The sequence below is a fragment of the Hamadaea tsunoensis DSM 44101 genome, assembly GCF_000428945.1.
GTDB classification, from domain to species: domain Bacteria; phylum Actinomycetota; class Actinomycetes; order Mycobacteriales; family Micromonosporaceae; genus Hamadaea; species Hamadaea tsunoensis.
The window spans coordinates 114,485-137,391 of the sequence record NZ_AUAX01000009.1; the positions used below are offsets into that span (position 1 = coordinate 114,485).

Below are 22,907 nucleotides of genomic sequence, written 5' to 3' on the forward strand. Positions count from 1 at the left end.
CGCTTTCATGGGCAACATCCCGCTCGTCGACCTGGCCGCGGCGCACGCCGAGGTGGCCGCCGAGGTCGAGACCGGCTTCAAGCGCATCATCGCCGACACGGCGTTCATCGGCGGCGCCGAGGTGACCGCGTTCGAGCAGGAGTACGCCGCCTTCTCGGGCGTCGGGCACTGCGTTGGCGTCGCCAACGGCACCGACGCGATCGAGCTGGCCCTGCGCGCGATGGACATCGGCCCCGGCGACGAGGTCGTCACCGCGGCCAACACGTTCGTCGCGACCGTCGAGGCGATCGCGCGGACGGGTGCGCGTACGGTCCTGGTCGACTGCGACCCGGCGACCTACCTGATCGACACCGACGCCGCGCTCGCGGCGATCACCCCGGCCACCAAGGCGATCGCCCCGGTGCACCTCTACGGCCAGCTCGCGCCGGTCGAGAAGCTTCGGGCCGGCACCGCGCTGCCGATCATGGAGGACGCGGCGCAGTGCCAGGGCGCCACCCGCTTCGGCAAGGGCGCGGGCTCCGGCGGTATCGCGTCCACCAGCTTCTACCCGGGCAAGAACCTCGGCGCGTACGGTGACGCGGGCGCCGTGGTCACCGACGACGAGGACCTCGCCCGGCTGGTGCGCACCATCGGCAGCCACGGCGGCCTGGCCAAGTACCGGCACGACGTCATCGGCTTCAACAGCCGGCTCGACGGGCTGCAGGCGGTCGTGCTCCGCGCCAAGCTGGCCCGCCTCGCCCACTGGAACGACCTGCGCCGCGCGGCCGCCGCCCGCTACGACGAGCTGCTCGCCGGCCTGGACGTGGTCACCCCGGTCACCCTCGACGGCAACGAGCACGTCTGGCACCTCTACGTGGTACGCGTACCCGGCGACGGCACGCCGGCCCGCCGTGACGCGGTGCTCGCCGAGCTGAACGCGGCCGGGATCGGAGCGGGCATCCACTACCCGTACCCGGTGCACCTGACGCCGGCGTTCTCGGGTCTCGGCTACGGGCCCGGTGCGTTCCCGGTGGCGGAGAAGACCGCGACGGAGATCCTGTCGCTGCCGCTGTTCCCGCAGATCACGCCCGAGCAGCAGCAACGCGTCGTCTCGGTGCTGACCACCGCCCTGTAACGCCGCTTCACGGCACCCCCAAGATCCCGTTTGGATCAGGGAAATCACCCGAATCATGGACCAAGATTCGGGTGGAAAACCTGATCCAAGCGGGATCTTGGCGTACCCGGGAGCCGGCTTGGGGGGCTTGGCTAGCGGATGACGGCGGGGGACCAGGCGTCGTGGACCAGGACCGACGGGCTGCCGGAGCCGTCCGCGGGGACCTGCCAGATGTCGCTGGTCGCCGTACCGGCCGTGTCCCGGGAAAGTCCATACAGGACGGTCTTGTCGTCGAGCCACTCCACCTGGTCGTCGACGCTGCGCTCCTCGGCGAGCACGGTCTCCTTGCCGCTGGCCAGGTCGTACACCGCCAGCCGCCAGTGCCCCGCCGGCAGGTCGCCGTGCTTCTTGAAGGCGATCTTCGTACCGTCCGGCGACAGCGACGGGCACTCCACGTCGCCGCGTACGCTCACCAGGCGCCTGTCCGCGATGCTGCCCTTGACCAGCCACGTCTTGCCGCCCGAGGCCGCCGTCGCGTAGAAGGCGTCGTCGTCCACGAAGGTCACGCCCCACACGTTGCGGTCCGTGGCCGTGATCTTCCTGCCGTCCACCAGCAACTCGTACTGTTCCGCGTCCGCGACCACCTGGCCCGAGGAGCGGCTGATCAGCGTACGCGTGGAGAACTGCCCCGGATTCGCGTAGGAGTCGCCGAAGACGAAGGTCGTCGTGCTGGTCAGCGTGCCGTCGCGGGAGATGCGGGCCCGGCTCGGCAGTCCCGAGAGCGACAGGTCGGCGGTGGGCTGGAAATCCGCCCCGAGCATCTGCCCCTTGTACGACGTGACGAGTCCCCGCGTCGCGAACAGGCAGATCGCGGCGCCGCGCTGCGCGTACACCCGATCGCAGGTGGCGGGGGTGACGGCCCGCGGGCCGTCGGCGTTCGTCAGGGGTGTGACGGCGACCTGGCCGTAGCCGTCGCCGAGGGCGGTGTTGCGGAAGACCAGGTGCGGCGCGGCCAGGTAGCCGGCGAGATCGGTGGAGGTGGCGGTGGTCGTGGCGGATTTCGCGTCGGCCTGCTGCCCGTGCACGTGCGCGAGGTACGCGACGGTGCCGCCGACGGCCACGACGACGACCGCGGCCAGGGCGAGGAGCCGGCCGCGGGTGAGGGTCTCGGTCACACGGCCTCCACGGGCGTACGCGTGGCGAGCAGCCAGGCCGCCACGGGGATGACGATCGCCAGGAGCACCGAGACGAGGGTGAGCGCGCGGGCCGGGCCGAGGGCGACCGACAGCGAGCCGAAGGCGACCGACGAGGCGAACCGGGCGAAGACCTGGACGGTCTGCGCGGCGGCGAGGCCGGTGCCGCGTCCCTGTTCGGGGATGAGGCGACTGATCAGCGCCGAGAGTACGCCGTCGGTCGCGGCGTAGAAGGTGCCCAGCAGGGCGAGTGTGACGATCGTCCAGGCGAGGCCGGTGACCGGGACGGCGGCCGTGATGTAGACGGCGACCAGCACGACGTGCCCGCCGATGAGGACGGCCGGCTTGCCGATGCGGTCCGCGAGCCGCCCGAGCGGGATCGCCAGCGCCAGGTACGCGATGTTCGTGCCCACGTAGAGCAGCGGGAACCACTGGGCGGCGAAGTCGTCGCGGTGCTGCAGGGACAGGTAGAGGAAGCCGTCGCCGACGGTGAACAGGCCGAGCAGCGCGGCCGCGAGCACCGGTTTGCGCATCGCGCGGCCGGTCGCGATCTTGAGCAGCGCCCCGATGCCGGGCTTCTTCGCGCCGCTCGCGGTACGCCGGTTCGGCACCAGCAGGACGAGCACGGCCACCCCGATCAGGGCGGCGGCGAACGAGGCGACCCAGACGGACCTGTAGCTGCCCGGCAGCAGGGCGAGGATGCCGAAGGCGACGATCGGTCCCACGGCGGCGCCGACCGTGTCCAACGCCCGGTGTACGCCGAACGAGCGACCCAGGTTCGCCGGATCGGAGTTCGCCGCGATCAACGCGTCCCGGGGCGCCGTACGCAGCCCCTTGCCGAGCCGGTCGGCGCTGATCACGCCCAGGATGGCGGTGAGGCCGTGGGCCGGGAACATGGCGAGCCGGCTGAGCGCGGAGACGCCGTAGCCGATCACGGCGACCAGTTTCGGCTGCTCGCCCCGGTCCCCGGCGAAGCCGCCGACCAGCCGGACGAGTCCGCTGACGCCCTGGTAGACCCCGTCCACCAGCCCGTACGCGACCAGGCTCAGGCCGACCTCGGCGGTCAGGTACACCGGCAGGACGGCGTTGACCATTTCCGAGGAGATGTCGGTGAACAGGCTCACCAGGCCGAGCACCACGACCGTGGTGGCCACGCGACGGGCAGCGGGGGCTGCGCCGGACTCGGTCTGACCGGGCCGGTCACGGACCGAGACGTACATGGGACCCAACCTTACGGGCCGCGGCCCTCGTCCGACAGACGGCTAAACGACACTTTCCGCTGCTCGCGCGGCTGATCCGGGGCCGGTATCTTCGGTCCGGTCCGCTGAGGATCCGCTGGGAAGGCCCGCTGAGGGTCCGCTGGAAGGAACAGTCCGCCATGACAGTACGCATCGCCGCCACCGCCGACGTCGACGAGCGCGCGACGATCGGAGACGGGACGAACGTCTGGCACCTCGCCCAGATCCGGGAGGATGCGACCCTCGGCGAGAACTGCAACGTCGGCCGGGGCGCGTACGTGGGACCGGGCGTGCGGATCGGCGACAACGTCAAGCTCCAGAACTACGCCCTCGTCTACGAGCCGGCCGTGCTCGGCGACGGGGTGTTCATCGGACCGGCGGCGGTGCTGAGCAACGACGAGTACCCCCGCGCGGTCACCCCCGACGGCCGTCTCAAGAACGGCGACGACTGGCACGCCGTAGGGGTCGAGATCGGCGACGGCGCATCGATCGGAGCCCGGGCCGTCTGTGTCGCCCCGGTCCGCGTCGGGCGCTGGGCACTGGTCGCGGCCGGTGCCGTGGTGACCAAGGACGTGCCCGACTTCGCGCTGGTCGTGGGGGTTCCGGCGCGACGCGTACGCTGGGTCGGCAAGGCCGGCTTCCCGCTGGAGGAGAAGGGCGACGGGCTGTTCGTGTGCCCGCGTACCGGTGCGGAGTACGTGGAGAGCGAGGGCGTCCTGAGCGAGTCGGACCCCGGATCCACCCAGGGGTGAACCCCGCCTCCGGAACCCGGGCCGGTTCCTCCTTCGCGGCGAGGAGATCGGCCCGAGCGGCGCTGAAGATCATTTCGTGATCGTTGAGCTGCCGCCCGTCATCGTCCCCGCCCGCCGCCTCGCCCGCCTGGCCGGTCTCGGCCTCGTCGTGGCCGCCGTCAGCACCCTCGCCGGCCACCTGGCCGCCGACCCCGGGCTCACCGCCTGGGGCGCCACCATCAGCGACTACGCCGCCGCCGACCGGGGCGGAGCGGTCGAGACCGGCATGTTCCTCTGCGGACTGTCCTCGCTGCTGCTCCTGGTCGCCCTGCACCTGGCCAGGCAGCCGCTCACCTGGCTCGCCTCCGCCGGCATGGGCGTCTGGTCAGCCGGCCTGCTCATCGCCGCGTACGTGCCGACGGATCCGCTCGGCGAGCCACTCAGCATGAACGGCCAGATCCACCGGTACGCGTCGGTGACCGCGTTCGTGGCACTCGTGATCGCCTGCGTGTCGCTGGGCCGCCGGCTCGGTGAGGCCGCCTGGCTGCGGGTGCTGACCGCGGTCGCCGGAACAGCTGGGGTGGCGATGCTCGTCAGCGCCGAGATCGGCCACCGGGTGATGATCGGGGCGGCCGAGCGGATCCTCACCGCCGCCCAGATCCTGGCCCTGATCCTGCTGGCCGTCCGCGTCAGCCGGCAACCTCAAGATCATTAGAACCATGATGTCCCGGGCTCGTCGACCTCACCGCCACTTGTCGCGACTGTCCGACTTGTGCCCCAAGATGTCCGACGATCTTGCGCGAATGCCCCGAATTTCGTCCGGTGTACCCGGAATGCCCGGACATTCGCGCAAGATCGCCGACCGCAGGGAAGATCGAGGTCCCCATCCGGGCCTGGCTGGTCCGGGCTGTGTCGCGACTGTCCGCTGTGGCCGGCTAGCCGGATCGGCTGGGTGGCTGGGCGGTGATCGTTCGCGGTGGGGATGTAGTTTTCGACCCCGTCCCCTCGATCCAATGCGGCCGGGATGTAGGTAAAGGCCGATTTCTTACATCCCCACCGCTGTAGATCTTGGGCGTGGGGTGCGTTTTGACATCTCAACCGCTGTGGATCACATCCACGCCGTCTCGCCGACGGCCATTGCCCGTGATGCGGGAACGATCTTCCGTCACATGGACACGGGGCACTATTTTCTTGATCGTTTACGGCTGGGGTGTAAATCCAGCCCGATCTGCATGATCAATTACGCGTCAGGTGCAGCAAAACCCGGTCAGCGCGCTCCAGAACCGTAAACGATCATGCATCGGGTGGCCGTTTTCGAACCTCAGCCGTAAACGATCGCCCCACCAGCCGCCGCCCCAGCGCCCATCTCGGACAGTCGCGACAAAGTCAGAACCGGCCAGGGTCGGACGGTAGCCCCGATCGTCGACCGCCTCGGGCGCAAGTCGGATAGTCGGGACAAAGGCTGGGGTGAAGGTTGAAACGGTGACCGGACGACGGTGGACGATGCTTCGCCTCGGAAACCTGGCAGTGGAGTCCCCGGAGCGCAGCGATAGGGGCGCAACGGTCTCCCGCGCGAGGAGCGGAGGTGAGATCGACGAACCCGGGACATGAATTTGATCTTGATTAGATCTTTACGCACTCCGCACATCGGACCGGAGGAAGTCCAGGAGGAGCGGGTTGAAGCGGGTCGGGGACTCCAGGCTCGGGAGATGGCCGGCCCAGTCCAGGTGGACGCGGCGGACGTCCGGGATCTCCGCTTCGAGCGAATCCGCGATCGCCTGGAAGAACGGCAGGTCGTACGCGCCGGACACCACCAGCGTCGGAGCCGTGATCGAGGCCGGGTCGTAGGGCTCGTGGCGTACCTGGACGTCGGCGGCGTCCTTCTGCACCGTGAACTGGTGGAGTTGCAGGGCGCCGACGAATTCCCTGGTCTCCGTGGACGCCGCCGGCCCCACCCAGGTACGCACGTTCAGCTCCACGGCGCCCGCGAGGTCGTCGGCCTCGATGCACGCGTTCTCGGCCTCGCCGAACGCGAGCACGTCGGGCGTCTCCGGATACCCCGTACGCCCGCCGCACACCACGGCCAGTCTCGTGACGCGGTCCGGCCGGTGAGCGGCGATCTCCTGGGCGATCCGGCCGCCGTAGGAGGCGCCGACGATCGCGTACTCGCTGATGGACAGCGACTCCAGGAGGTCCGTGACGTCCTCGGCGGGGCTGTAGCCGACGGTGCCGAAGGGTGTCTCGCCGTAGGCGCGGAAGTCGCAGCGCACGACGCGGAAGCCGGCGTCGAGCAGGAGCCGCCACTGCTCGTTCCACATGCGACGGTCGGTGACGGACGAGTGGAGCAGGACCACGGTGGGGCCGCCGCCCTCGACGTCGTGGCTCAGGCGCGGAAGCTCAGACGAATGCACGTCGGGAGCCTAGGACCCGGACGGATGTACCGACAGCGAATATGACATTCGTCCTGCGGAAGTGCGTATGGAGCGATCTGCCCGCGAACACCGTGACGCGCGACCCTGAAGGGGACGACGATTCCGAAAGGTGGCACCCGCCATGCGACGTCTCGCACCGGCCTTCGCCCTCTACTTCCTCGCTCCGTTCGTGGCGGAGTTCCTGCTGGGTGACTTCCCGGTCACGATGATCTTCCTGATCCTCCCGTTCTCGCTGATGTACGGCGGCGGGGCGCTGCTCATCCGCGAGGTGACCCGCCGGGCCGGGCGCGGCTGGCCGACGATGGCGCTGCTCGCACTCGCGTACGGGGTGCTGGAGGAGGGGCTGACGACGCAGTCGCTGTTCAATCCGAACTACGTCGACGCACATCTGCTCGACCAGGGGTTCGTGCCCGCGCTCGGTATCGCGGTCCCGTGGACGATCTTCGTACTCGCGATCCACGTGATCTGGAGCATCAGCACGCCGATCGCGATCGTCGAGGAGTCCACCCGGGACCGCCGCGAGCAGCCGTGGCTGCGCACGCCCGGCCTCGTGGTGACGGCCGTCCTGTTCCTCCTCGGCACCGTCTTCACCTTTGCCGTGTCCTACGGGGACGGCCATTTCATGGCCACACCCGCGCAGCTCATCGCCAGCGTCGTCGCCGTGGTCGCCCTGGTCGTCGCCGCCTTCGCGCTGCCGCGCCGCCGTCCCGCCGCGGGTACCGGCGGCGTGCCGGGAGCCTGGGTCGTCTTCGGCCTCACCCTGGCCACGGGGATCGTCTTCTTCGCCGCGCAAGCCCTGCCGACCTGGCCCGGCGTCGCCGTCATGGCCCTGAGCCTGGTCCTCGCGGTCGTCGGCACCGCCCTCTGGTCGGCCCGCGCCGGCTGGGGCCGGTGGCACCGCTTCGCCGTCGCGGCCGGCTCGCTGCTCACCTACACCTGGCACTCGTTCCTGATGCACCCGATCGGCGAGGCGACCGCTGTCGTCAACCTGGTCAGCCACATCATCTTCGCGGTGGTCGCCGTCCTCATCCTCTGGTACGCGTACCGCCGCACGAGCCGTCCGCTGAGCGCCCCGGTCCCCGCCGCGCCGGCGGAGGTGGTCCCGGCCGCCTGACCGGAACCACGGAAGGAGATACGGAAAAAGGGGCGCCTGCTCGGGGAGGCGCCCCTTTTTCCTGCGTACGCGATCAGTGGGCGACGGTCGCCTCGTCCGGGACCGGCAGCACGGCCGTCTTCTCCTCCTCGGCGACGGGCTGCGGCGGGATCGGCTCGGTCGGCGGCTCCGCCTGCTCGGCCGCGACGGGCTGCTCCGCCTTCGTGGACTGTTCGGCCTTCGCGGGCTGCTCCGCCTGGGCGGACTGGTCGGCCTTCGTGGACTGTTCGGTCTTGGCGGGCTGCCCTGCCTTGGCGGGCTGCGCGATCCGCACGGTGTTCTCGGCGTGGTCGACACTCGCGGGCTGCTCGGCGTTGTCGGCCTTGTCGGCGCTCCCGGCCTGCTCCGGCACGGCAGCCGCCGCGGCGGCCTGCGCACGGGCAGCGGATTCACGGGCGGCCTGCTCGCGGGCGGCCTGCTCACGCAGCTTGTCGAGCTGCGCCTTGACCTCGTCGGACTCGCGTCGCGCCGCGTCCAGCCCGCGGTTCGCCTCCTGGCTCTGCAGCTGGATCTGCCGGGTGGCCTCCTGGATCTCGGCCAGCTCCTTGCGCCCGGCGGCCAACTGCTGCTGTACCTCCGTCAGCCCTTCCGTCGCCACCTGCGACTCGGACCGGGCCACGGCCACCTTCTGTTCGAGTTCGAGCAGGGTCGCCTGGGCCGCTGCCGCGGCGCGCTGCTCGGACTCGGCGAGCTGGGCGGCGCGTACGCGGGCCTGCTCGGCGGCGGCGGCCCGGGCTGCGGCCTCGGTGGCCTCGCGCTCGGCGGCCGCGCGGGCGGCCTGGATGTCCGCGGCGGCGGCGTCCTTGAGCTGCTGGACCTCGGCCGCCGTGGCGGTACGCAGCTGCTGCATCTCGGTCGTGGTGGTGTCCCGGAGCAGTTGGATCTCGGCCGTGACCGCCTCACGCTGCTGCTGGAGCTCGGTGGCGGCCGCCGCGCGCTGCTGCTGGGCCTCGCGCGTCGCGGTGTCGCGGAGCGTGCCCGCGTCGCGCTGGGCGCTGGCCAGGGTCTGGGCGGCCTGCTCGCGGCGTTCGGCGTCCGCGCGCTGCTCGTCGGAGCGGCGGGCGGAGAGGGCGACCTCGAAGTCGCGGATGGCGGCGGTGGCGCGCTCGCGGGCGTCGGCGAGCATCCGCTCGGCCTCGGCGCGGTCGTCGGCGGCCTGCCGGTGGCCGTCCTTGATGATCTCCTCGGCCTGCTCCTCGGCCATGGCGAGGATCTGCTCGACCCGCGGGCCGAGGTGCCGGAACGAGATCTTCTGCGGCAGTTGGCCGCGGCGGCGCAGCTCGGCGATCTCCTCCTGGAGGAGCTGGACCTGGCCGGCGAGCGCCTGCATCTGCTGGTACGCCTGTTCTCGCTCGGCGGCGAGCGTGGCGATCTCGGTTTCCGCCTGGACGACGTACCGGTCGACCTGTCTCTTGTCGTAGCCCCGCAGAGCTCCTTCGAAACCGGGCTGGGTGGCTACGCCCTCACCGAGCGCGAACAGATCTCCGCCTTGCGACATGGGGCCAATCCTCACATGTCTCGTCTACTCCCGCACTCCGCCTCTCCGCAGTCACAGGAGATGCTCAGGAGTCTCCCCAGGACGGGAGACGATACAACGGGCCGCCGGTTCCAGAAAGGAGGAACCGGCGACCCGAGGATGCCCCGGATGAACAGATCAGGCCGAAGCCTTCTCCTCGTCGTTCTTCTTGCCCTTGTCGGCCGGCGCGGCCTGCACGGGGACGATGCCGGCGAGGCCGGACAGCATCTGGCCGAGCTGGGTGGTGACAGCGTCCTTCTGGCGCGTGAGGTCCTCGACCTCGCGGCGGGCGTGCGTGGTGGTGAGCTCCGCCTCGGTACGCGCCTCGGTGAGCAGTCGGTGCGCCTCGGCCTTGGCCTCGCTGACGGCCTTCTCGGCAGCCGCCTTGGCCTTCTCGAGGGTCTCGGTCGCGGTGCGCTCGGACTCGACCCGGCGGGTCTCGGCGCGCTGCTCGATCTCCTTGGCCCGGTCCTCGGCGGCGCGGGCGCGCTCCTCGGCCTCGTTGACCATCTTCTGCGTGGCGGCGACCTGCGCGGCGTGCCGTGCGGACTCCTCGCGCTCGGTCTTCTCGCGGCGCTCGGCCAGCTCGAGCTGCAGGGCCTGGAGGTCCTTGTCGCGCTTGTCGCGGGCGTCGGCGAGCATCTTGGACGCCTCGGCGCGCTTCTCCTCGGCCTCACGGGAGGCCTTGGCCCGCAGCTGGGTGATCTCCCGCTCGGCGGTGGCGCGCAGCGTCGCGACCTCGCGCTCGACCGTGGCCTTCAGCTCGGCGACCTCGTGCGCGGTGGCCGTACGCAGCTGCTTGGTCTCGCGGTCGGCGTCGGCGCGCAGGGTGTCGGCCTCACGCCGGGCCTGGACGCGCACCTCGGCGGCCTCGCGCTCGCCGGCGGTGCGGACGTTGGTGGCCTCGCGCTCGGCGGTCGCCTTCATGGCGGCGGACTCGGCCCGCGCCTTGTCGGTGATCTCGCGGGCCTCCAGGCGGCCGGCGGACAGGATGCCCTCCGCCTCCCGCTTGGCCTCGCCGCGGTGGTCGTTGGCCTGCTCCTCGGCGAGGCGCAGGATCTGCTCGACCCGCGTGCCGAGACCCGAGAGGGTGGGCCGGCTGTTCTCTTCGAGCTGCTTATTGGTGTCGGTGAGCTTCTGCTCGACCGAGTTGAGTCGCTGTTCGGCCTGGCGCAGGCGGCGCTGGGCGTCGTTCATGCGCTGCTCGGACTCGCCGCGCGCCTGGTCCGACTGGATCAGCTGCGCGTTGAGCCGGGAAAGTTCCCGGTTGACCTGCTCGCGGTCGTAACCGCGCAGGACGACGGTGAAATCGCTGGCGTGGGACGCGCCGTCGAGGAACGGCGCGACATCAGGTTGCGGCTGGGGCATTGGGACATCCTGACAGACGTACCGGGGTGTTTCGCAAGAGCATGGGCCCTGTTTCGCTGACAAAGGCATGGTCAACTTGCGGGAGTTGTAAATTTTGTGGCTATTGCCCGTTCTTCGGGTGATAAATGCCACCGATGGAGCGGTACAGGCGCGTCGTTGAGCCTGTACCGGGTCACCCACACAGGGCATCCGCGCGTACGCGGTCAGACGCCCCGGAAACGGTTGATCGCCTCGCTGTGCCGGGCACGCTTCTCCGGATCGCGTACGCCGAGTCCTTCTTCGGGGGCGAGGCACAGTACGCCCACTTTGCCCTGATGTGCGTTGCGGTGCACCTCGTACGTCGCCTGCCCGGTCTGCTCCATCGGGAACGTCTTGGACAGCGTCGGGTGCACGAGGCCGAGATCGATCAGCCGGTTGGCCTGCCACGCCTCGTGGTAGTTGGCGAAATGGCTGCCGACGATCCGCTTCAGATGCATCCACAGATAGCGATTGTCGTACTGGTGCTCGAAGCCGCTCGTGGACGCGCACGTCACGATCGTGCCGCCGCGCTTGGCCACGAACACGCTGGCGCCGAACGTCTCCCGGCCCGGGTGCTCGAAGACGATGTCGGGGTCCTCGCCGCCGGTCAGCTCCCGGATGCGGGCCCCCAACCGCTTCCATTCGGCCGGATCCTGGGTGTTGTCGTCCTTCCAGAACCGGTACGCCTCGGCGGTCCGGTCGATCACCAGCTCGGCGCCCATCCGCTTGCAGAGATCGGCTTTCTCCGGACTGGACACCACGCAGACGGGGATGGCGCCGCCGTTCAGCGCCATCTGGGTCGCGTAGCTGCCGAGACCGCCGCTGGCGCCCCAGATCAGCACGACGTCGCCCTGCTTCATGTCCGCGCCGTGCCGCGACACCAGCTGCCGGTACGCCGTCGAGTTGACCAGGCCCGGCGCGGCGGCCTCCTCCCAGGTGAGGTGGGCGGGCTTGGGCATGAGCTGGTTGGTCTTGACGATCGCGAGCTGCGCGAGGCCGCCGAAGTTGGTCTCGAAGCCCCAGATGCGCTGCTGCGGGTCGAGCATCGTGTCGTCGTGGCCGGCCGCGTCCTCCAGTTCGACGCTGAGGCAGTGCGCGACGACCTGGTCGCCGGGCTGCCACTTGGTCACGCCCGCGCCGACCCGCAGCACCACGCCGGCGGCGTCCGAGCCGACGACGTGGTACGGCAGGTCGTGGCGCCTGGTCAGGGTGGACAGCTTCCCGTACCGCTGCAGGAACCCGAAGGTGGACATCGGCTCGAAGATGGACGTCCACACCGTGTTGTAGTTGATCGCGCTGGCCATCACGGCGATCAGCGCCTCGCCCGGGCCCAGCTCCGGCGTCGGGACCTCCTGCACGTGCAGGGACTTGCGCGGGTCCTTGTCCCTCGTGGCCTGACCGTCGAACATGGACACTTCGTCGGCGCGTACCGCGACGCCGAGATAGGACTCCGGGACGTCCAGACCGGCGACGCCGGCGAGTGCCCGCGCCGGGTCAGCAGCGTTCTCGGCCGACATGATCGCTTCGAGGATACGGTCCACCGGAGCCCCTCCGTCCATTCACACCTGAACGACCGTTGAGGCCGTGGCGTCAGGTTACCGTCGGGTAGCTTCGGGGTGGAACGCTTCTGTGAAATAGTCCACCGGCTCTGCACCGGGTTGGCCCGGCCGCTGCTCGGAGCTGCTCGGAAAGCGCTCCCAGCGCGCTGTTCAGTGCTCCGCGGCGGTCCCGGTCGCCGGCTCGACCAACTCGACGAGTACGCCGCCGGCGTCCTTCGGGTGCACGAAGTTGATCCGCGAGTTCGCCGTGCCGCGCCGGGGCTCCGGATACAGCAGGCGTACGCCCCGGTCGCGCAGCGCGGCACACGCGGCGTCCACGTCCTCGACCGTGTACGCGACCTGCTGCACCCCGGGACCGTTGCGGTCCAGGAACTTCGCGATGGTCGACTCGGCCGACAGGGGGGCGAGCAACTGGACGCAGCCGCCGGCGGCGGTCGGGCCGACGGCCATCATCGCCTCGCGTACGCCCTGCTCCTCGTTGGTCTCGACGTGCACGCAGGTCATCCCGAACACGCGCTCGTAGAAGGAGATCGCCTCGTCGAGATCGGCGACCGCGACCCCCACGTGATCGATGCGGATCAGGCCGATGCCCTGTGACATAGCCGACTGCTCGTGAACAACAGACATGTGGTTAGTCTTACCTGAACGCTAGCTAAGGTCGCAGGGAGGCCCTCATGAGTTCGGTCATCGTCGCGGGTGCGCGTACGCCCATGGGACGGTTGCTCGGCAACCTCAAGGACTTCTCGGCGGTCCAGCTCGGCGGCGTGGCCATCAAGGCGGCGCTGGAGCGGGCCGGTGTCGCGCCGGAGGCGGTCGACTACGTGATCATGGGCCAGGTGCTCCAGGCCGGCGCGGGGCAGATCCCGGCCCGGCAGGCGGCCGTGGCGGCGGGGATCCCGATGGACGTGCCCGCGCTGACGATCAACAAGGTGTGCCTGTCGGGGCTCGACGCGATCGCCCTGGCCGACCAGCTCATCCGGGCCGGCGAGGCGGAGATCGTGGTGGCCGGCGGCATGGAGTCGATGACGAACGCCCCGCACCTGCTCGTGGGCCAGCGCCAGGGCTACAAGTACGGCGACGTGACCCTGAAGGACCACATGGCGCTGGACGGCCTGACCGACGCGTGGCAGGGCATCCCGATGGGTGAGGCCACCGAGAACGACGGGAAGAAATGGGGCATCACCCGCGAGGAGCAGGACGCGTTCGCCGCCGCCTCGCACCAGCGGGCCGCCGCCGCCCAGAAGAACGGCGTCTTCGCCGAGGAGATCGCGCCGGTGAGCGTGCCTCAGCGCAAGGGTGACCCGATCGTGCTAGCCGAGGACGAGGGCGTACGCCCGGACACCACCGTCGAGACGCTTGCCCGGTTGAAGCCGGCGTTCACCAAGGACGGGACGATCACGGCCGGCTCGGCGTCGCCGATCTCCGACGGCGCGGCCGCGGTGCTCGTCATGAGCAAGGCGAAGGCGCAGGAGCTGGGCCTGGACTGGCTGGCCGAGATCGGCGCGCACGGCATGGTCGCCGGACCGGACAGCTCGCTGCAGGCGCAGCCGTCCAACGCGATCAAGAAGGCGCTCGCCAAGGAGGGCCTGACCGCCGCCGACCTCGACCTGATCGAGATCAACGAAGCGTTCGCGCAGGTCGGCATCGCCTCCACCCGCGAGCTCGGGGTCGACCCGGCGATCGTCAACGTCAACGGCGGCGCCATCGCGCTCGGCCACCCCATCGGCATGTCCGGCGCCCGGCTGGCCCTGACGCTCGCGCTGGAACTGCGCCGGCGCGGCGGCGGTGTCGGCGCGGCCGCCCTCTGCGGCGGCGGCGGGCAGGGTGACGCCCTGATCATCAAGGTCGCGAAGTCTTGAGCGAGGTCGACCGGCTGGTCGCGGCTGCGCGCGATGGGGACGCGCGCAGCACGGCCCGCCTGATCAGCCTCGTCGAACGAGGGGCGCCGGAACTGCCCGAGATCGCGGCGGCCCTGGGCGGCGACGCCCAGCGCGCGCACATCCTCGGCCTCACCGGCTCGCCCGGCGTCGGCAAGTCCACCACGACCAACGAGCTGGTACGCGCGTACCGGCAGGACGGCAAGCGGGTCGGGGTGCTGGCGGTGGACCCGTCGAGCCCCTTCTCCGGCGGGGCGATCCTCGGCGACCGCGTACGCATGCAGGAGCACGCCACCGACGACGGCGTCTTCATCCGCAGCATGTCCAGCCGGGGCCATCTGGGCGGGCTGTCCGCCGCGACCGCCGCCGCCGTACGCGTCCTCGCCGGGGTCGGCTGCGACGTGGTGCTCGTCGAGACGGTCGGGGTCGGGCAGGCCGAAGTGGAGATCGCGAGCCTCGCCGACACCACGCTGGTGCTGCTCGCGCCCGGTATGGGCGACGCGATCCAGGCTGTCAAGGCCGGCATCCTGGAGATCGCCGACATCTTCGTCGTCAACAAGGCCGACCGGGACGGCGTCGACGCGACCGTACGCGACATCAACGGCATGATCGCGCTCGGCGAGCGGGCCGCCGGCCAGTGGCGTCCGCGCGTCGTCAAGTCGGTGGCGGCCCGGGCCGAGGGCATCGACGACATCCGGGAAGCGATCGGCGACCACTGGGCGTACCTGGAGAAAAGTGGCGAACTGCGGCGCCGCCGGGAGGAGCGCGCGGCCGCCGAGATCGAGGCGCTCGTGCTCGGCCGGATGCGCGCCCGGATGGGTACGCTGCGCGGCGGGCACGCGCTGTCCGAACTCGCCGTGAAGGTGGCGGCAGGGGCGGTCGACCCTTACGCCGCGGCCGAAGAGTTGCTGTCTGATCTCGTCTGAGAGGTGACCTTCCAGTCTGTCACCGGCTGAGGCTATGGTGTCTGGCGGCGCGCCGGGCACACTCCGGTTCGCCGCGCGAACCACGCGGGGACAGAACCGGAGGAAGACCTTGACGGGTTGGACCGTGCTGCTGCGCGGGATGAGGTACCGGGCCGGGCGATCCCTGGTCGTGCTCATCCTGGCCGCCATAGCGGTGACCGCGGCGGTGCTGACGCCCGCGTACGAGAAGGCGGCGCGGCAGTCCGTGCTGACCGACTCGCTGCGCGACGCGCCGGCGTACTCGACGTCACTGACCGTGAGCGCGGTCGGCCCGGTGAACAGCCCGGCCGGTGAACCGCTGCCCGACTCCACGCTCGTCGGCGACCAGGCGTTCGGCCACCGGCCGCTGATCAAGAGCCTGATCTCCCGTCCGACCGCGGCGGTCGACACGCCGGCCAGCCTGAAGATCGGCAGCGACACGTGGGGCTTCCGGTACGTGTACCGGCAGGGCGCCTGCAAGCTGCTGAAGGTCACCGGGGCGTGCCCGTCGGACACCGGTCAGATCATCGTGAGCGACCGGGCGGCCAAGGCGCACAACTGGGCGGTCGGCCAGAAGCTCTCCATCGAACTCGGCGCCGGCACCCCCCAGGTACGCGAGATCGTCGGCACGTACACCCCGCGCGACCCGGTCGGCTCGGAGTGGGGTGCGCACGTCTACTTCACCGAGGGCGTGATCGCCGATCCGAACTCCGTGGAGAAGAAGGGCTACCCGACCGACGCCATGTTCGCCGGGGCCGAGGAGGACGTGAAGGCCGTCCCCTCCGCCACGCTCAACATGGAGATCGTCTACCCGGTCGCGGTCGGCTCGGTGAAGCTCGACGACGTGGCCGCGCTGCGGGACCAGATCGCCTCGGCCTCCGTCGACATCGCCGGCGGCGACCTCGCCCTCAACACCCAGCTGCCCGGCATCCTCGACGAGGTCAGCCACGACCAGGCCGAGATCTCCCGCACGATCCCCGTCGTCGCGGTGCCGCTGCTGCTGCTCGTGGTCGGCGTACTGATGATGCTCGTCGCCACCCTGACCGAGGAGCGCAGTCCCGAGATCGCGCTGGCCAAGCTGCGCGGCTACCCGGCCGGTCGGGCGTCCCGGTTCGGCCTGGGCGAGGTGCTGCTGCTGATCACCCTCGCGACACCGATCGGCCTGGCCGCCGGCCTCGGCGCGGCCGAGCTGGCCGCGCGTACCGTGCTGGCGCCCGGCGTACACGTGGATGTGACCGACACGCTGCCCCTGGCCGCCGCGGGGGCCGCGCTGATCGCGGCCTTCGTCGCCGCCTGGGCCGCGTCGCGGCGGACGGTGCAGTCGGGCGTGCTGAGCCTGCTGCGCCGCGTGCCGCACCGGACCGGCTGGCGGGCGAGCGCGGGTGAGGGCATCGCGGTCGCGCTCGCGGCGGCGGCGCTGGTCGCGGCCTGGCAGGACCGGTCCTCACCGCTCGCGCTGCTCGCGGCGCCGCTGTTCGCGATCGTGGCGGGCATCATCGTCGGCCGCCTGCTGCGGGTCTTCTCGGCCGTGCGGCTGCGGCTCGCCCGCCACCGCGGCAACGTGGCGACCATGCTGGCCGCCGCGCAGCTGGCCCGCCGCCCCGGGCGGCACCGGGTGGTCATGGTCGTGACGATCGCGCTGGCCCTGCTCGGCTTCGCCGCGACGGCCTGGGACGTCTCGGCCCAGGCCCGCTCCACGCAGGCCTCCCTCACGCTCGGCGCGGCCCGCGTCTACACCGTCAACGCCACCGACACCCAGGCCCTGATCGCCGCGGTACGCCAGGCGGCCCCGGACGGCTCGGCCATGCCGGTCGTGCGGCGCAGCGAGCGGTACGCCGACGATCTCGTCTCGGTGGTGGGCGTACCGGCCGACCAGCTCGGCAAGGTGGCGACCTGGCCCGGGCACAGCTCGGCCGAGCTGACCGAGCTGGGCACGAAGCTGCGGCCGAAGGCGGGCGAGCAGGTCAAGGTCTCCGGCCGGCTGACCGCCCACGTGACGGTGCACCAGCTCGGCTCGGCCCTGCTGCAGCTGGAGGTGCTCATCGCCCGGCCGGGGCAGACGCCGCTCTACACGTCGCTCGGCCACCTGCAGAAGGGCACGCACGACTACACCGGCACCGTCCCGGAAGGACGGTTCGTCGGGCTGGCCCTGGTCCGCGACGCGGCCGACGGCGGGCGGGCCCAGGTCTCCATGGACGTCGAGTCGCTGCGCTCGGACGGTTCCGAGCCGGACGTCGGCGACCCCAGCCTCTGGCAGCCCGTACGCGACGACGGCATCACCGTGAACGCCGACGGGTCGCTCAAGCTGGACGTCGACGCGACCGGCAACGCCGACTTCGTGGTGTCCTACCTGGACACTCCGGCTGCTCTCCCGGTCGCCTTGGCGGGCGAGGCCCCCGACGACGACCGGCACGCGAAGACCTTCACCTTCCTGGCGTTCGCCGAGGACCCGCAGAAGTTCGCCGTCGTGCGTACCGCGGACGGGCTGCCCCGGGCCGGCGTCCACGGCATGCTGGTCGACCTCGACTACGCGCTGCGCCGGGCCGACGCGACCACGGGTCCCACCGACGGCACCCGGATGATCTCGGAGGTCTGGGCCAACTCGGCGGCCCCGGCCGACCTGCCGCAACGGCTGGCGGCGGCCGGTGTGACGGTCACGCGTACGCAGACGATCGAGGGGCTCGACGAGCAGCTCGGCCGGCGCGCTCCCGCTCTGGCCTGGCGGCTGTACCTGCTGGCCGGCGTCGTCGCGGCGGCCCTGGCCCTCGCCCTGGTGCTGCTGGTGGCCCGGCTCGGCGCGGCGGCCCGGCGGCACGAGTTCGCCGCCCTGCGGGTCACCGGCGTCAAGGCGAAGGTGTTGCGCCGCGGCGTACGCCGAGAGCACATGGCCCTCATCGGCCTGCCGATCCTGGCCGGATTCGTCGTCGGCGTGGGCAGCGCCGTCCTGATGTTGCCCGGGTTCCCCCTGGTGACGGTCGGGGAGGTGAGCCCGGTGAAGTGGACGCCCACCATCGGCGCCCTCGCGGGCGCGGCCGTGGCCGGACTGCTCTGCCTGATCGTCGCCCTCGTCGTCGCGGTGCGCCTGGTCCGCCGGGCCGCCCCTGAGCTGTTGCGTGGTGATGTCTGATGGCCGCCATCGGCGTGACCTGCCGTGGGCTGGTCTCGATCTACCGCCTGGAGGGATACGACGTCGTCGCGCTGGCCGGCGTCGACCTCGACATCGCGCCCGGCGAGTCGGTCGCGTTGCTCGGCCCGTCGGGCTCCGGCAAGTCCACCCTGCTGTCCGTGCTGGCCGGCCTGATGCGCCCGGCCGCCGGGCGGGCCCATGTGGGCGAGGTGGACCTGGCCAAGGCCGGCGAGCCCGACCTGGCCAAGATGCGTTCGGCGCAGGTCGGCGTGGCGCTGCAGGGCGCACAGCGCAACCTGCTGCCCTACCTCACCGCGGAGCAGAACGTACGCTTCGCCCAGCGGGGCGCGGTCCGTGGCGGTCCCAAGCCGCCGTCCGCCCGTGAGGTGCTGAACCTCGTCGGCATGGCGGGCCGGGGCCGGATGCGGCTCAAGCCGGGGCAGCTGACGCCCGGCGAGCGGCAGCGCCTCGCCCTCGCGGTGGCCCTGGCCAACCGGCCCGGCCTGCTGCTGGCCGACGAGCCGACGAGCCAGCTCGACACGAACGCCCGCGACGACGTCCTGGCCGCCCTGGATTCCGTGCACCGCAACGGAACCACCGTCATCGTCGTCACGCACGACCCGGACGTGGGCGCGCGGATGGGGCGTACCGTCACCATCCGCGACGGCCGCGTCGGCGGCGAGGGCCGCTCGGGCGAGGAGTTCGCGGTCGTCGGCCGGGACGGCTCGGTGCACCTGCCGGCGGACGTCCTGGAGATGCTGCCGCCCGGCACGTACCTGCGGGTGATCCCGCAGAAGGACGGCTCTGCGCTGCTGGTGCCGGCCGACTCCGCCGCCGCGGTGGCCGCCGCCGAGGTCTCGTCCGACTACGCCCCCACCGGGTACGCGCCGGGCGAGTACGTCCCGGCCGAGCTGCCGCAGCGCTACCCGTCGGGCGATACGCACCGGCTGCCGGAGACGGCAACCTCTTACCCGGTCCAGAGCGTTCCCTCGCAATGGAACAGCGACACCCGGCAGTTCCCGGGCACCGGTTCGGGCCCGACCGTGGGTGATGGCGTGCACACCGGCCGCAGACCGGCCGACTATTACGGAGAGGAGCGCTGATGGGCGCGACTGTGCAGGTCGACCGGATCACGGTGGCCTACGGCAAGGACCGCCCGGCGCTGCGCGACGTCACGGCGATGGCCGTGCCGGGACGGGTGCTGGCGGTGACCGGGCCCTCGGGAGCCGGCAAGACCACGCTGCTGTGGGCGATGGCCGGTCTGGTCAAGCCGCAGGGCGGTGCGGTCACCGTGAACGGGAAGGCCGTCGCCGACCGCGATCAGGCCGTGGCCGACGGTGTCGTGCTGGTACCGCAGGAGAACGGGCTCGCCGCCATCCTCACCGCCAGTGAGAACGTCCAGGTCGCCCTGATCGCCAACGGCACGGCCCCGGCCGAGGCCCGCCGGCGTACCGCCGAGGCACTGGAGCAGGTCGGCCTGGCCGGTCAGGCGGATCAGCTGGTCGAGGAGCTGTCCGGCGGTCAGCAGCAGCGTACGGCCATCGCGCGCGGGCTCGCGCTGCGCGGCGACGTGCTGCTGGCCGACGAGGTCACCAGCGAGCTCGACGCGGCCAACCGGCAGAAGGTGATCGACCTGCTGCAGGCCGAGGCCCGCCGGGGCGCCGCCGTGGTGTTCGCCACCCACGACCCGCAGGCGGCCGCCGCGTGCGACGGTGAGATCCACCTCGTCGACGGTGTCGCGACCGTCGTCCGCTGATCATTCCCAGGCCACAGGGTTCGAACGGACCGCGGGACGCGCGTCGGCGCCGTCCCGCGGACCGGGGAGTTCGGTCGGCTAGGTGATCGTCGGGCGGGCGTACGGCGGTTATGCTGCCCGCGTCACCGCCGGGTACGACTCGCCTGACCTGGCCTGCGATCTGGGCCGGCAGACGCTCACCAACCGGCGGGCGAACCACGACCAGGGGAGCACCATCATGACCGACATCAGCCAGACCGCCCCGGTGGCAGTGCCCGCGCAGGCCGCTGAGGCCGCGCCCGCCCAGCCGGCGGCGGACGACAACTCCACGATGGACAACATCCGCGCCGGCGCGACCGACCTCGCCGCGCAGGGCCGCGAGGCCTTCAGCCAGGCGGCCGAGCAGGGTCGCGAAGCCCTCGGCCAGGCGGCCGAGCAGGGCAAGGAAGCCCTCAGCCAGGCCGCCGACCAGGTGAGCGACGCCGCCGACCGGGCCGTCGACGCCACCAAGCAGTTCGCGACCAACGCCGCCCGCCGGCTGCGCAACAACGCCGAGCTGCCGGCCGACCGGGGCCGTACGACCATCCGGCACGAGGTCGTCGAGAAGATCGCCGGCATCGCCGCCCGCGAGGTTCCGGGCGTGTACGACCTGGGTGGCGACGTCGCCCGGGTGTTCAGCGCTGTCAAGGAGCGCATCGGTCTCGGCGAGGCCGACGCGGACCAGGGCGTGAAGGTGATCCTCGAAGGCGCGACCGCGTCCGTGGAGGTCGTCATCGTCATCGAGTTCGGCTACGTCGTGCACTCGGTGACCGACACCGTCCGGGTCAAGGTGATCAACTCCGTCGAGAACCTGCTCGGCCTGGAGGTCACCGGCGTGGACGTCATCGTCGACGACGTGCACATCGAGGACGACGGCCCGGTCGGCAACGACCAGGCCCGCGCCGCCGACTACGTCGCCTGACCCCGATCGTCACCCCGCCGACCGCACCAACGCCTAGATCCCGTTTGGATCAGGGTTTCGCACGTAATCATGGGCCATGATTCGGGTGATTTCCCTGATCCAAACGGGATCTTGGCATTGCGGGTCGGGGCGGGTGGAGCGGATCGGTCAGAAGCGGGCGGGCTCGCGGTAGACGCCCCACTCGTCGCGCAGCGCGTCGCAGATCTCGCCCAGCGACGCCTCCGCCCGGCAGGCGTCCAGCAGCAGCGGCACCAGGTTCCCGGTACCCCGCGCGGCCTCCTTCAGCTTCGCCAGCGTGGCGTCCACAGCGGACTGGTCACGCGCGGCCCGCCGCTCCTTGAGCGCCGCGACCTGCTCGGTCTCCACCTCGTGCGAGACCCGCATGATCTCCAGCGGCTTGGCCAGGGTGTCGGTGTTCCGCGTGACGCCCACGATGTGCTTGACGTCGCTCTCCAGGCCCCGCTGGTACGCGTACGCGGAGTCGGCGATGTTGGCCGTGAACCAGCCGTTCTCGATGCCGCGCAGGATTCCCTGGGTGAAGGAGCCGTCCGAGCCCAGGGCGGTGATCCGGGCGAAGATCTCCTCCGCCTCGGCCTCGATCCTGTCGGTCAGCGCCTCGACGTACCAGGAGCCGCCGAGCGGGTCGGCCACGTTCGTGACACCCGTCTCGTGCATGATCACCTGCTGCGTACGCAGGGCGATCTCGGCCGACTCGTCGGAGGGCAGGGCCAGCGTCTCGTCGAGGGCGTTGGTGTGCAGCGAGTTCGTGCCACCGAGGACCGCCGACAGGGCTTCCAGCGCTGTGCGTACGACATTGTTGACGGGCTGCTGGGCGGTGAGCGAGACACCCGCGGTCTGCGTGTGGAAACGCAGCCATTGGGCCTTCTCACTGGTGGCGCCGTAGACGTCGCGCAGGCGGCGGGCCCAGATCCGGCGCGCGGCGCGGAACTTGGCGATCTCCTCGAAGAAGTCGACGTGGGCGTCGAAGAAGAAGCTGAGCCCCGGGGCGAACTGGTTGACGTCGAGGCCGCGCGACAGCCCGAGCTCGACGTACCCGAACCCGTCCGCCAGCGTGTACGCGAGTTCCTGCGCGGCCGTCGAACCGGCCTCCCGGATGTGGTAGCCGGAGACGGACAGCGGCTTGTAGCGCGGGATGCGTTCGGCGCAGTACTCCATGAGGTCGCCGATGAGGCGCAGGTGCGGCTCGGGGGCGAAGAGCCACTCCTTCTGCGCGATGTACTCCTTGAAGATGTCGGTCTGCAGGGTGCCGTCCAGGACGCTGGTGTCGGCGAGGCCCTGGCGTTCGGCGGCGACGAGGTACATGCAGAAGAGCGGGACCGCGGGACCGCTGATCGTCATCGAGGTGGTGACGGCGGCGAGGTCGATGCCGTCGAAGAGCACCTCCATGTCGGCGACGGAGTCGATGGCGACGCCGCAGTGGCCGACCTCGCCCAGCGAACGGGGGTCGTCGGAGTCGCGGCCCATGAGGGTGGGCATGTCGAAGGCGACCGACAGGCCGCCGCCGCCCGCGTTGAGGATCTGGTGGTAGCGCTCGTTGGTCTGGTGGGCGTTGCCGAAGCCGGCGAACTGGCGGATGGTCCAGGTACGCCCGCGGTACCCGGTGGGGTAGAGGCCGCGGGTGAAGGGGAACTCGCCCGGCCAACCGATCCGGTCGAAACCAGGCACTGTGCCGCCCTCCGGCGGCCCGTACACCGGCTCGACGACGTCACCCGAGAGCGTGGTGAAGTCGGCGTCGCGCTTGCGCGCGGCGTCATAGCGAGCCTGCCAGCGGGCACGGCCGGCGGCGATCTCGTCAGCGTCCATGAGCGGATGGTAGTCCAGAGTCCTGAACGATCGCTAAGGCGAAGTAAACCGGCGGGTAGGAAGCCCGCTGTGGCGGGGATCACGGGTCCATAACGATCACTGGTCACAGGCGAACGTGAACAGCCGGTTCGGTGGTCA

At 71.2% G+C, this 22,907-nt stretch carries 18 protein-coding genes; 10 read left to right on the forward strand and 8 right to left on the reverse strand.

The genetic code is table 11. The features are described from left to right. Positions 1-7: 7 nt before the first annotated feature. Positions 8-1,114, forward strand: a complete 1,107-nt coding sequence (locus G401_RS0118390; RefSeq protein WP_027343669.1) for a DegT/DnrJ/EryC1/StrS family aminotransferase — start codon at positions 8-10, stop codon at positions 1,112-1,114. A gap of 131 nt (positions 1,115-1,245) precedes the next feature. Here the strand turns inward: G401_RS0118390 and G401_RS0118395 are convergent, their stop codons facing one another. Further along, positions 1,246-2,268, reverse strand: a complete 1,023-nt coding sequence (locus G401_RS0118395; RefSeq protein WP_027343670.1) for a TolB family protein — start codon at positions 2,266-2,268, stop codon at positions 1,246-1,248. Continuing rightward, the gene (locus G401_RS0118400; protein ID WP_027343671.1) at positions 2,265-3,506 is read right to left on the reverse strand and encodes an MFS transporter; all 1,242 of its coding nucleotides are present in this window, start codon (positions 3,504-3,506) and stop codon (positions 2,265-2,267) included. Before G401_RS0118400 ends, G401_RS0118395 begins: the two co-directional genes overlap by 4 nt. Before the next feature lie 158 nt (positions 3,507-3,664). On the opposite strand from G401_RS0118400, the gene G401_RS0118405 reads away from it, so the two are divergent. After that, positions 3,665-4,276 (forward strand): acyltransferase, encoded by a 612-nt coding sequence (locus tag G401_RS0118405; protein ID WP_027343672.1) that lies wholly within the window; start codon positions 3,665-3,667, stop codon positions 4,274-4,276. 76 nt (positions 4,277-4,352) lie between these two features. Further along, positions 4,353-4,970, forward strand: coding sequence for a DUF998 domain-containing protein (locus tag G401_RS46590; protein ID WP_051366810.1), 618 nt, complete (start codon positions 4,353-4,355; stop codon positions 4,968-4,970). A 916-nt stretch (positions 4,971-5,886) separates the two neighbouring features. Here the strand turns inward: G401_RS46590 and G401_RS0118415 are convergent. Continuing rightward, positions 5,887-6,666: an alpha/beta fold hydrolase gene (locus tag G401_RS0118415; RefSeq protein WP_281174192.1), complete on the reverse strand. Its 780-nt coding sequence runs from the start codon at positions 6,664-6,666 to the stop codon at positions 5,887-5,889. Positions 6,667-6,808: 142 nt separating this feature from the next. Between G401_RS0118415 and G401_RS46595 the strand changes: the two genes are divergently transcribed. Continuing rightward, positions 6,809-7,801 carry a hypothetical protein gene (locus tag G401_RS46595; protein ID WP_051366811.1) on the forward strand — a complete coding sequence of 331 codons (993 nt, stop codon included), beginning with the start codon at positions 6,809-6,811 and terminating at the stop codon, positions 7,799-7,801. A gap of 73 nt (positions 7,802-7,874) precedes the next feature. Here G401_RS46595 and G401_RS46600 read toward each other — a convergent pair whose 3' ends face one another. From G401_RS46600 to mce, 4 genes are all read right to left on the reverse strand, one after another. Further along, positions 7,875-9,338 (reverse strand): coiled-coil domain-containing protein, encoded by a 1,464-nt coding sequence (locus tag G401_RS46600; protein ID WP_034592132.1) that lies wholly within the window; start codon positions 9,336-9,338, stop codon positions 7,875-7,877. Positions 9,339-9,494: 156 nt separating this feature from the next. Next, positions 9,495-10,724: a coiled-coil domain-containing protein gene (locus G401_RS0118430; protein ID WP_027343674.1), complete on the reverse strand. Its 1,230-nt coding sequence runs from the start codon at positions 10,722-10,724 to the stop codon at positions 9,495-9,497. Positions 10,725-10,927: 203 nt separating this feature from the next. Beyond that, the gene (gene ccrA / locus G401_RS0118435; RefSeq protein ID WP_034592212.1) at positions 10,928-12,259 is read right to left on the reverse strand and encodes a crotonyl-CoA carboxylase/reductase; all 1,332 of its coding nucleotides are present in this window, start codon (positions 12,257-12,259) and stop codon (positions 10,928-10,930) included. Positions 12,260-12,451: 192 nt separating this feature from the next. Further along, a complete protein-coding gene (mce, locus tag G401_RS0118440) occupies positions 12,452-12,901 on the reverse strand; it encodes a methylmalonyl-CoA epimerase (protein WP_027343676.1) in 450 nt (149 codons plus the stop codon). Positions 12,902-12,975: 74 nt separating this feature from the next. Between mce and G401_RS0118445 the strand changes: the two genes are divergently transcribed. The 6 genes from G401_RS0118445 to G401_RS54800 all read left to right on the forward strand — a co-directional run bounded on the left by G401_RS0118445 (position 12,976) and on the right by G401_RS54800 (position 20,945). Next, positions 12,976-14,160: an acetyl-CoA C-acetyltransferase gene (locus tag G401_RS0118445; RefSeq protein WP_027343677.1), complete on the forward strand. Its 1,185-nt coding sequence runs from the start codon at positions 12,976-12,978 to the stop codon at positions 14,158-14,160. Then, positions 14,157-15,104, forward strand: coding sequence for a methylmalonyl Co-A mutase-associated GTPase MeaB (meaB, locus tag G401_RS46605; RefSeq protein ID WP_034592134.1), 948 nt, complete (start codon positions 14,157-14,159; stop codon positions 15,102-15,104). Before G401_RS0118445 ends, meaB begins: the two co-directional genes overlap by 4 nt. 109 nt (positions 15,105-15,213) lie before the next feature. Beyond that, positions 15,214-18,249, forward strand: a complete 3,036-nt coding sequence (locus tag G401_RS0118455) for an FtsX-like permease family protein (protein WP_169734209.1) — start codon at positions 15,214-15,216, stop codon at positions 18,247-18,249. Further along, positions 18,249-19,352, forward strand: a complete 1,104-nt coding sequence (locus G401_RS46610) for an ABC transporter ATP-binding protein (RefSeq protein WP_084557322.1) — start codon at positions 18,249-18,251, stop codon at positions 19,350-19,352. Before G401_RS0118455 ends, G401_RS46610 begins: the two co-directional genes overlap by 1 nt. Next, positions 19,352-20,005: an ABC transporter ATP-binding protein gene (locus G401_RS0118465; protein ID WP_027343679.1), complete on the forward strand. Its 654-nt coding sequence runs from the start codon at positions 19,352-19,354 to the stop codon at positions 20,003-20,005. The genes G401_RS46610 and G401_RS0118465 overlap by 1 nt, the downstream gene beginning before the upstream one ends. Before the next feature lie 82 nt (positions 20,006-20,087). Next, a complete protein-coding gene (locus G401_RS54800; protein ID WP_051366812.1) occupies positions 20,088-20,945 on the forward strand; it encodes an Asp23/Gls24 family envelope stress response protein in 858 nt (285 codons plus the stop codon). Between the two features lie 147 nt (positions 20,946-21,092). On the opposite strand, the gene G401_RS0118475 is transcribed toward G401_RS54800, so the two are convergent. Continuing rightward, complete coding sequence (locus tag G401_RS0118475) at positions 21,093-22,769, reverse strand: acyl-CoA mutase large subunit family protein (protein WP_027343680.1); 1,677 nt, start codon at positions 22,767-22,769, stop codon at positions 21,093-21,095. Between the last annotated feature and the right edge of the window lie 138 nt (positions 22,770-22,907).